Source organism: Microbacterium sp. 13-71-7, assembly GCF_002257455.1.
Lineage (GTDB): Bacteria > Actinomycetota > Actinomycetes > Actinomycetales > Microbacteriaceae > Microbacterium.
Genome location: NZ_NCKN01000168.1, coordinates 1 through 9128, shown reverse-complemented (window position 1 = coordinate 9128; position 9128 = coordinate 1). Strand labels below are relative to the sequence as shown.

Annotated in this window: 7 protein-coding genes; 4 read left to right on the top strand and 3 right to left on the bottom strand. The window is 72.6% G+C overall.

The window, feature by feature from the left end:
- Positions 1–1159: FAD-dependent monooxygenase (locus B7X32_RS14915; protein ID WP_292721195.1), on the top strand; the 1159-nt coding region annotated here is incomplete at its 5' end.
- 115 nt (positions 1160–1274) lie between these two features.
- Here the strand turns inward: B7X32_RS14915 and B7X32_RS14910 are convergent.
- Positions 1275–2657, bottom strand: coding sequence for an aldehyde dehydrogenase family protein (locus tag B7X32_RS14910; protein ID WP_292721192.1), 1383 nt, complete (start codon positions 2655–2657; stop codon positions 1275–1277).
- 96 nt (positions 2658–2753) lie between these two features.
- A complete protein-coding gene (locus tag B7X32_RS14905; protein ID WP_292721189.1) occupies positions 2754–3914 on the bottom strand; it encodes a PucR family transcriptional regulator in 1161 nt (386 codons plus the stop codon).
- A 146-nt stretch (positions 3915–4060) separates the two neighbouring features.
- On the opposite strand from B7X32_RS14905, the gene B7X32_RS14900 reads away from it, so the two are divergent.
- Entirely contained in the window at positions 4061–5671 is a 1611-nt protein-coding gene (locus tag B7X32_RS14900; protein ID WP_292721186.1) for a thiamine pyrophosphate-dependent enzyme, read from the top strand.
- A 107-nt stretch (positions 5672–5778) separates the two neighbouring features.
- Here the strand turns inward: B7X32_RS14900 and B7X32_RS14895 are convergent, their stop codons facing one another.
- The gene (locus B7X32_RS14895; RefSeq protein WP_292721183.1) at positions 5779–6981 is read right to left on the bottom strand and encodes a M20 family metallopeptidase; all 1203 of its coding nucleotides are present in this window, start codon (positions 6979–6981) and stop codon (positions 5779–5781) included.
- A gap of 158 nt (positions 6982–7139) precedes the next feature.
- Here B7X32_RS14895 and B7X32_RS14890 point away from each other — a divergent pair, with 158 nt between their 5' ends.
- Complete coding sequence (locus B7X32_RS14890; RefSeq protein ID WP_292721182.1) at positions 7140–7820, top strand: FCD domain-containing protein; 681 nt, start codon at positions 7140–7142, stop codon at positions 7818–7820.
- A 96-nt stretch (positions 7821–7916) separates the two neighbouring features.
- Entirely contained in the window at positions 7917–8966 is a 1050-nt protein-coding gene (locus B7X32_RS14885; protein WP_292721180.1) for an aminotransferase class I/II-fold pyridoxal phosphate-dependent enzyme, read from the top strand.
- Positions 8967–9128: the final 162 nt, after the last annotated feature.

The window sequence follows — 9128 nt, the reverse complement described above, 5'->3', positions numbered from 1 at the left end:
GACGATCAGCGACCTCGACGGCGAGAACGAGCGCACCCTGCGCGCCCGCTACCTCATCGGCGCGGACGGCGGGCGATCCGCCGTCCGCAAGCAGATCGGCGCGAAGCTCAGCGGCGATCCCGTGCTGCAGCACGTGCAGTCGACGTGCATCCGCGCCCCGCACCTGTACGCGCTGATGTCGGCCGAGGAGCCGCGCGCGTGGGGGTACTACACGTTCAACCCGCGCCGGGTCGGACACGTCTACGCGATCGACGGCACCGGGACGTTCCTCGTGCACACCTACCTCTCGCCCGAGGAGGCGGAGGATCCCGGATCCGTCGACCGCGATGCCGCGATCCGGGCGATCCTGGGGGTCGACGCGGACTTCTCCTACGAGGTCGTCTCCAAGGAGGACTGGATCGCGCGGCGGCTGCTCGCCGACCGCTTCCGCGACGGCCGGGTCTTCATCGCGGGGGACGCATGCCACCTCTGGGTGCCGTTCGCGGGCTTCGGCATGAACGCGGGCATCGCCGATGTGCTGAACCTCACCTGGCTGCTGGGCGCGAGGATCGCCGGCTGGGCGGACGAGCGGATCCTGGACGCCTATCAGGCCGAGCGCCGCCCGATCACCGAGCAGGTCTCGCACTTCGCCATGAGCCATCAGCAGAAGCTCGCGAAGCCGGGGCTGCCCGCAGCCCTCGAGGCGGAGGGGCCGGACAGGGAGGAGGCGCGCCGCGCCTTCGGCGCCGCCGTCCGCGCCCTCAACGAGCCGCAGTTCGCGGCCGCGGGGCTCAACTACGGCTACAGCTACGATGCCTCGCCGATCGTCCGCTACGACGGCGGCACGGCGCCCGGTTACACGATGGGCACGTACACGCCGTCGACGGCGCCCGGCTGCCGCGCCCCGCACTTCCGGCTCGAGGACGGGACCTCGCTCTACGACCTGCTCTCGCCCGGGTACACGGCCGTCTGCGCGCCGGGCGCGCACCTCGACGTGCTCGCGGCGGCCGCCGAACTCCGCGGGATCCCGTTCGCGGTCGTCGAGGCCTCTCGGCTGCCGGCGGAGTACGACCGGCCGATCACGCTCGTGCGGCAGGACCAGACCGTGGTCTGGCGCGGCGCCGCCCCCACCGCACCGGAGGCCGCCGCGCTCTGGGAGCTGCTGCGCGGCGCCGCCTGAACCGGCCCAGGAAACCGCTCCCGTCGCAAAGACTGCCGCTATCCACGATGAATAGCGGCAGTCTTCGCGACGGGAGCGGGTGGAGCGAGCGGATCTGGGCCGGGTGCTCCGTACGTCAGCGGCGGATGACCTTCGTCGCCGCCATCGCCTTGAGACCCTCGACGCCGAACTCCAGGCCGTAGCCGGAGGCCTTGGTGCCGCCGAAGGGGATCGACGGATCGACGCCGCCGTGCTGGTTGATCCAGACCGTGCCGGCGTCGAGGCGCTGCGCCACGGCGGCGGCCTCATCGACATCGGGCCCCCAGACCGAGGCGCCGAGGCCCTGCTCGGTGCCGTTCGCACGGCGCACGGCGTCCTCGACGTCGGAGTAGCGCACGACGGGCAGGACGGGTCCGAACTGCTCCTCGTCGACGATCGCCGCACCGTCCTCGACGTCGGCGACGATCGTGGCGCGGTAGAAGAGCGGGCCGAGCTCGGCGGCCGGCTCGCCGCCGGTGATGATCCTGCCCCCGCGGTCGCGGGCGTCGTCGACGAGGCGCGCGACGATGTCGAACTGCGCCGGGTTCTGCACCGGGCCGAGCCGGTTGCTCTTGTCGTGACCCGACCCCATCGGCGCGGCCTCGGCACGCTCGGCGAGAGCGGCGACGACGTCGTCGTAGACCGAGTCGTGCACGTAGAGGCGCTTGAGCGCGGCGCACACCTGGCCGGTGTTCATGAAGGCGCCCCAGAACAGGCGGTCGGCGATCGCGGCGACGTCGGTGCCTGGCAGCACGATCCCGGCGTCGTTGCCGCCGAGCTCGAGGGTGAGCCGGGCGAGGTTGTGCGCGGAGCTCTCCACGATGCGCCGGCCGGTGGGGGTGGATCCGGTGAACACGATCTTGGCGATGCCGGGGTGGGCGGCCAGGGCCGCACCGACCTCGCGATCCCCGGAGACCGCGGTGACGACGTCCGCGGGCAGATGGCGGCGGAAGATCTCGGCGAGGGCCAGCACGCTCAGCGGGGTGTTCTCGGAGGGCTTCATGACGACGGTGTTGCCCATGCGCAGCGCCGGGGCGATGTGCCAGACCGAGATCATGACGGGGAAGTTCCACGGCCCGATCGACGCGACCACGCCAAGCGGGACGTAGTGCAGCTCGGTGCGGGAGGCGCCGTCCTCGCGCAGCACCTGCGGATCCAGCACGGTGTCGGCCGCCGCGCGCAGCCAGTGCGCGGCGCCGTGGACCTCTCCGGCGCCGTCGATCTTGCCCTGCTCCGCGGTGACGATCTCGCCGAGCTCCTCGGCGTGCGCGTCGAGGTCGTCGGCGACGAGGCGCAGCAGGCGCGAGCGCTCGGCGTGCCCCAGGGCGGCCCAACCGGGCTGTGCGGCGCGGGCGGCGTCGATCGCGCGGTCCAGGTCCGCCACCGTGCGGACCGGAGCCCGTCCCACTTCCGCGCGGGTCGCGGCATCCAGGATCGGACGGCCGTCGGGGACGGAGACCGAGGTCAGCAGTGCGTTCATGGCAGCTCCCTTGCATGCGATGGGATCGGGGCGGTCGGAGGGCGTCCGCAATCAACTCTAATCAATATAGTCAATTGACGGATCCGTGTCTGCCGATCACCGCAGACCGGCGAGCGTGGCGACCCGCAGGGCGGTGTGCAGCTCGCGGCGGACGCCCCCGTCGGCGAGGTCGAGGTCGGCGATGGCCCGGATGCGGTCGAGGCGGTAGTAGAGGGTGCTCCGGTGCACGTGCAGCTCCTGGGCGGTGCGCTGGGCATCGCACCCGCAGTCCAGATAGGCCTCGAGCGTGTGCGCGAGATCGGGACCGGACTGCGCATCGAGGAGCCGCTGGACGGCCTCGGGAAGATCGGTCAGGGCGAGCTCGGCGAGCGGCAGCTGCAGCAGCACGCGGTCGAGACCCAGGTCCGCCCAGTGCGCGACTCGGCCGCGCTCGTCGTCGACGACGGCGGCGCGCTGGGCGATCCGCGCCTCCCTGAGTGAGCGGAAGGCGGAGGCGAGCGGCGCGTGCGCGCCGCCGATCCCTGCGCGCAGCTCGGAGAACGCCGGCTGTGCGAGCAGTGCGGTCAGGCGGTCGGCGTCGATCTCGTAGGGCACCGCGATCACGGCCTCGCCGTCGATCACGGCCCCGACCGCCTTGAGCGTGGGGAACACCGGGATGCTCGCGACGGCCCTGTCCAGCAGCAGGCGCAGGGTCGCCGCACTCGCCGCCGTCCCGGGGGCGACGGCGAGAGAGATCGCGGTGTAGTGCGGTGCGGGCGAGAGCAGGCCGCTCGTGAGCAGCTCATCCGCGGCCCGCGCCCTGTGCTCCGCGCCGCCGCCGAACAGTGCGGAGAGCAGGCGCAGCGCCCTGTCCTCGTCCTGCCGGTTGCCGAGCGCCATCGCCGCGAGCACCACGCCGAGCTGCTCGCGCCCTGTGCGCAGCACCTCGTCGTCGGCGACGGCCTCGTGCCCGTCGGGGATCGTGGAGGAGACGTACCCGACGAGGTGGCCGTCGTGGCGGATCGGGGCGACGAGGCGGGTCTGTCCGCCCTCGATCGCGGGGATCAGCACGGGCCCGTCGGCCTGGCCGACCCGGAACTCCTTGATCGACTCCCGTGCGCGGGACGACCCGCGGTGGGCCAGGATGATCGCGAGCCGCGCGTGGTCGACATCCCCGTCGTGCACGCTGAACGCGGTGACCGTGAACTCCGCGTCGAACACGATGATGGGTCGCCCGAGCCGGTCCGCGTACGCCTGCACCTGCGCTTCGAGGGTCATCGCCCGCCTCCCTGTCTTCCGGTGCTCCCCGCCGTCCGCCGGAAGCCGTCGCGCACCCCTGCGAGGGCGGAGCGCGAGCGGCCGCGTTGCAGGGATCCGGGAAATAGATCTATATTCATTATATTCATTTCTTGAGAGGCGATGCGATGGCAAAGATGACAGGCGGCGACGCGCTCACCCTGGCACTGCTCAGCGAGGGTGTCGAGACGGTCTTCGGGATCCCGGGCGTGCAGCTGGACGGACTCACCGACGGGATGTACCGCAAGCGGGACGAGATCGACCTGCTGGTCCCTCGGCACGAGCAGAGCACGACCTACATGGCCGACGGCTACCACCGGGCCTCCGGCAAGCCCGGCGTCGCGATGGTCGTGCCAGGCCCCGGGGTGCTCAACGCCGGGGCAGGCATGGCGACGGCCTACGCGTGCTCCTCGCAGGTGATGCTGCTGGCCGGCACGATCCCGTCCCGTCTCGTCGGCGGCGGCCTCGGCGCGCTGCACGAGATCCCGCGTCAGACCGAGACCGTCGAGGGCCTGACGAAGTGGTCGATGCGTCCGACCAGGGCCGAGGAGATCCCCGAGCTCGTGCACGAGGGGTTCCGGCAGATGCGCACGGGGCGCCCCCGTCCGGTCGCGCTCGAGCTCGGGCCCGACCTGCTGCACGCCGAGATCGACGTCGAGGTCGGCGACCCCTTCGCCGTGGACGCGCCGGCCGCGCCCGCCGAGGACGTGACGGCGCTCCTGCGCCTGCTCTCCGAGAGCGAGCGCCCCGTGCTGCACGTCGGCGGCGGCGTGCGCGGGCATCGCGCGTTCGCGCTGATCGCGGCGCTCGCCGAGAGGCTGGACGCCCCGGTGGTCATGAGCGAGAACGGCCGCGGCGCGATCGACGCACGCGATCCGCACGCGCTGCCCGCCTTCGCCCTCTGGGAGCTGCGCGCGACGGCGGATCTCGTGATCTCGTTCGGCAGCCGCTTCCTCACCCCGTTCGGGCAGCAGCTGAACGTCGGGGACGCGAAGGTCGCGCTCGTGAACGTCGAGGCGGCGGATCTCGGCGCGCCCCGGAGACCCGACCTCGCGATCCGGGCCGACGCGACCGCGGTGCTCGAGGCGCTCGTCGCCGGAACGCCGGCGCGCGAGGGCTGGGGCGAGGAGCTGCGCCGCCTCCGCGCCGAGTGCGAGGAGCGGATCCGCGAGCGCGTCGCGCCGCAGATGGCCTTCGTCGACGCCATCCGCGCGGCCCTGCCCGAGGACGGCGTGTACGTCAACGAGCTCACGCAGATCGGATACGTCTCGACGTACGGCTTCCCCGTGCAGGCCCCGCACTCGTACGTCTGGCCCGGCTACCAGGGCACGCTCGGCTACGCGATGCCCACCGCTCTCGGCGCGGCGGTGGGGGCCGGCGGGCGTCCCGTCGTCGCCGTCACCGGAGACGGCGGGATCGGCTGGTCGCTGCAGGAGTTCGCGACCGCCAAGCGCTACGGGATCCCCCTGGTCACGGTGCTGTTCGAGGACGGCCGGTTCGGCAACGTGTGGCGCATCCAGCGCGACACCTACGGCGGACGGTTCATCGGCTCGGAGCTCGTGAACCCCGACTTCGCGCTGCTCGCCCAGGCGTTCGGCATCGACTTCGTCGACGTCGAGGATGCGGACGGCGTCCGCACGGCGATCGAGGCCGCGATCGCGGCCCGGCGCCCGGCGATCGTCCGCGTGCGGGTGGACGTCTTCCCGTCGCCCTGGTCGCTCATCCACGAGAAGCACTGATCTATGCGGGGGCCGCGGCGGCCGGAGGCGGGGCGATCCCATCCTCCGGCCGCCGCTGCCGGCTCCGCTCCGGAGGCCGGTGGCGCCCTGCCGCGCTCCGGCGGGCGTCATCGGGGGCCGACGTGCGCGAGGGCGAGCGCCGCGAGCGCCGCGGCCTGATCCGCGAGCACGCCGTCGTCGAACAGCGCGCGGGGGGAGTGGTTCATCTCCGCCTCGTCGGGATCGATCCCCGCGGGCGTGGCGCCGAGGAACAGGAACGCGCCCGGCACCTCCTCGAGGACCGCGGAGAAGTCTTCCGACGCCATCGAGGGCTCGGCGGCGAGCACCGCGCGGTCGGGGCCGAGTAGTCCGCCGATCGTGGCGAGCGCCCGCCGTGCGCACGCCTCGTCGTTGACGGTGACCGGGTAGACCGTACGGAACGAGACCGCGGCGCGGCAGCCGTGCGCGGCCGCGATCCCCTCCGCGAGAGCGGGCAGTTCGGCTTCCAGTGTTCGTCTGCTGCGCTCGGAGAGGATGCGGATCGTCGCACCGAGCGAGGCGGTGTCGGGGATCGCGTTGATGATCTCGCTGCCGGCGAGCTTCGTGACCGAGAGGACGATCGGATCCGAGGTCGCGAAGCGGCGCGTCGCGAACGCGTGCAGGGCGAGGACGATCTGCGCGACGGCCGGCACGGGATCGATCGCCAGATGCGGGCGGGATCCGTGTCCGCCGCGCCCCTCGACCACGACCTCGAGCGCGCAGGCGCCCGCCATGATGGTCCCTCCGCGGGTCGAGAACACCCCGGCCGCCCCTGGCAGCACGTGGACGCCGTAGGCCGCCTCGACGCGCGGCCCGGCCGCATCGAGGACGCCCTCGCGGATCATCCGCAGCGCCCCGCCTCCGGCCTCCTCGCCGGGCTCGAACATGAGCACGACCGAGCCGCTCATCCGCTCCCGGCGTGCGGCCAGCAGGCGGGCCGCGCCGACGAGGCCGGCCGTGTGCAGGTCGTGCCCGCACGCGTGCATGACCCCGTCGACGACCGAGGCGTAGCGGAGCCCTGTGCGCTCCTGCACCCGGAGGGCGTCCATGTCGGCGCGCAGCAGCACGGCGGGACCGGGGCGGGCGCCGCGCACGACGGCGGTGATCGAGGAGAAGTCCGCGGGGCCGGCGGTCACCTCGAGATCGAGCCCGGCGAGGGTGTCGCGCACGGCGCGCTGCGTCCGGGGGAGGGCGAAACCCGCCTCGGGGCGGGCGTGCAGCGAGCGCCGCAGGGCGACGAGCGCGGGCAGGAGCGCCTCGGCGTCGGTGCGAAGCGCGGCGGGATCCGTCATGAGGACTCCTTCGTCCCAGGTCGACGATCCGTGGCCGCCGTTGCTCATTGGATATGATGAATATATCCAATAGATGGTGCGCCGACGCGGGTCACCTCATACTCTGTACTCACGCGTGGCCGGCTCGGGGTCACCGCAGGGATCACCGGGGGAAAGCCATGACGCAGATCACCAATGCCGCCGTCGCCGTGCAGGTCGCGAAGTCGCTCGAGGACGAGATCGTCTCCGGCGGCTGGAAGGCCGGGCACTTCATCGGGCGGCGGCAGGAGCTCGCCACCCGCTTCGGGGTGGCGCCGGCGACTCTCGGCGAGGCCATCCAGCTGCTCCGCTCGCGCGGGATCGTCGACGCGAAGCCGGGTCCCGGTGGCGGCATCTTCGTCGCGTCGCGCTCGCCGTTCATGCAGCTCAGCGATCAGCTGCTGCAGCTGCGCGAGGGCAAGGCGACGGCGAGCGACTGCCTCCGCGTGCTCGATGCGTTGGACGGGCTCGTGCTGCACGACGCGATCGAGCACGCGAGCGACGAGGACATCGCCGAGATCGCGGCGCTGGCCGACCGGCTCGAGGCCGCGTGGGACACCGAGAAGGGGCCGTCGGCGATCTGGGCGCTGCATGCGCGGATCGCCCTGATTACCCCGAACGAGCTGCTGCGCAGCCTCTACACGAACCTCGTCGACTACATCATCGCCGAGCAGCTCGAAGGAGCGACGGCACCCAGCACGCTGGAGCGCCTGCGCACCCACCTGGACTTCGCGGCGGCTGTCGGAGCGCGCGATCACGCGCTCGCGCGCTCCGCGGCCGAGCGGCACAGGCATTCCTCGGTCGCCACGCTGCTCTTCTGAGGATCCGAGGGGCTCCTGCGGGTTGACAGGACGAGGCGTCTTCAATAATGTTCATATTCATTATTAAGAATTAACTTCCGCCCCCAAGGAGGACGCATGCCGCTCGAGTTCCGAGGCGTCGTCGACGAGATGCTGCAGACCCCGAACCGTCCCTCCGGGGCGACCCCGCCGCCCATCCGGCTCTCCCAGAACGAGATGCCATGGACGCCGTCGGCGCCGATCGTGGCGGCCATGTCCGCAGCGGTCGGCGCGGCCCACCGCTACCCCGACTACCACCGTGCCGCGGCCCGTGCCGCGATCGCCGGGGTGCTCGGCGTCGACCCCGATCGGGTGGCCGTGGACAACGGCTCCGGATCGCTCCTGCACGGTCTCGCGCGGCTGGTCTGCGAGCCCGGCGTGCACGGCGTCTACCCCGCGCCGTCGTTCGAGGCGTACAAGGCCGCGCTCGGCCTCGCCGGGGCGGATGCCACCGCGGTCGGTCTCGCCGGGGACGGCGCGATGGATCTGGCGGCGATGGCCGCCGCGATCCGTCCGGAGACGCGCATCGTGTACCTCTGCAACCCGAACAACCCGACCGGTGGCCTGATCCCGGTCGAGGGGCTGCGGGAGTTCCTCCGGAGCGTGCCCGAGACCGTGATCGTCGTGCTCGACGAGGCCTACCGCGAGTTCGTCACGGACGAGCCGGTCGAGGCCACGCTGCCGCTCCTGGACGAGTTCGACAACCTCGTGATCCTCCGCACGCTCTCGAAGTCGCACGGATTGGCCGGCATCAGAGCCGGCTACGCGGCGGCCTCCGGGCGCATCGCGGAGGCCCTGCGGCGCACCTCGGTCGGATTCGCGCTCAACGGGATCGCCGAGGCCGCCCTCATCGCGGCCTTCAGCCCCGAGGGCATCGCGATCGCCGAAGAACGGGTCGCGACGATCGTCGCGGAGCGGGCGCGCATCGTGCACGCCCTCGACGAGGCCGGGGTGGCGGTTCTCCCGAGCCAGTCCAACTTCCTGTTCCTCCCGGGCGATGCCGGCGGGCTCATGGCGCGCTTCGCGGAGCAGGGCGTCCTCGCCCGGCCGTTCCCCAACGCCGGCGGCGCGCGCGTCACGGTCGGCCTCCCCGCGGAGAACGACGCGGTCCTCGCCGCGCTTCTCTGAACCCCCGATCGATCTCCGGCGCGTCGCGATCGCGCGCCGGAGATCGCCGACGGACACGATCGCGCCTCCGGCGGCCCGGGTTCCGACACCGTGTCGGATCGCCCGGGAAGGACTTCGGAGCCGGGCCCGATGAGGCCCGCGCAGCGGCTTCCTACGCTGACA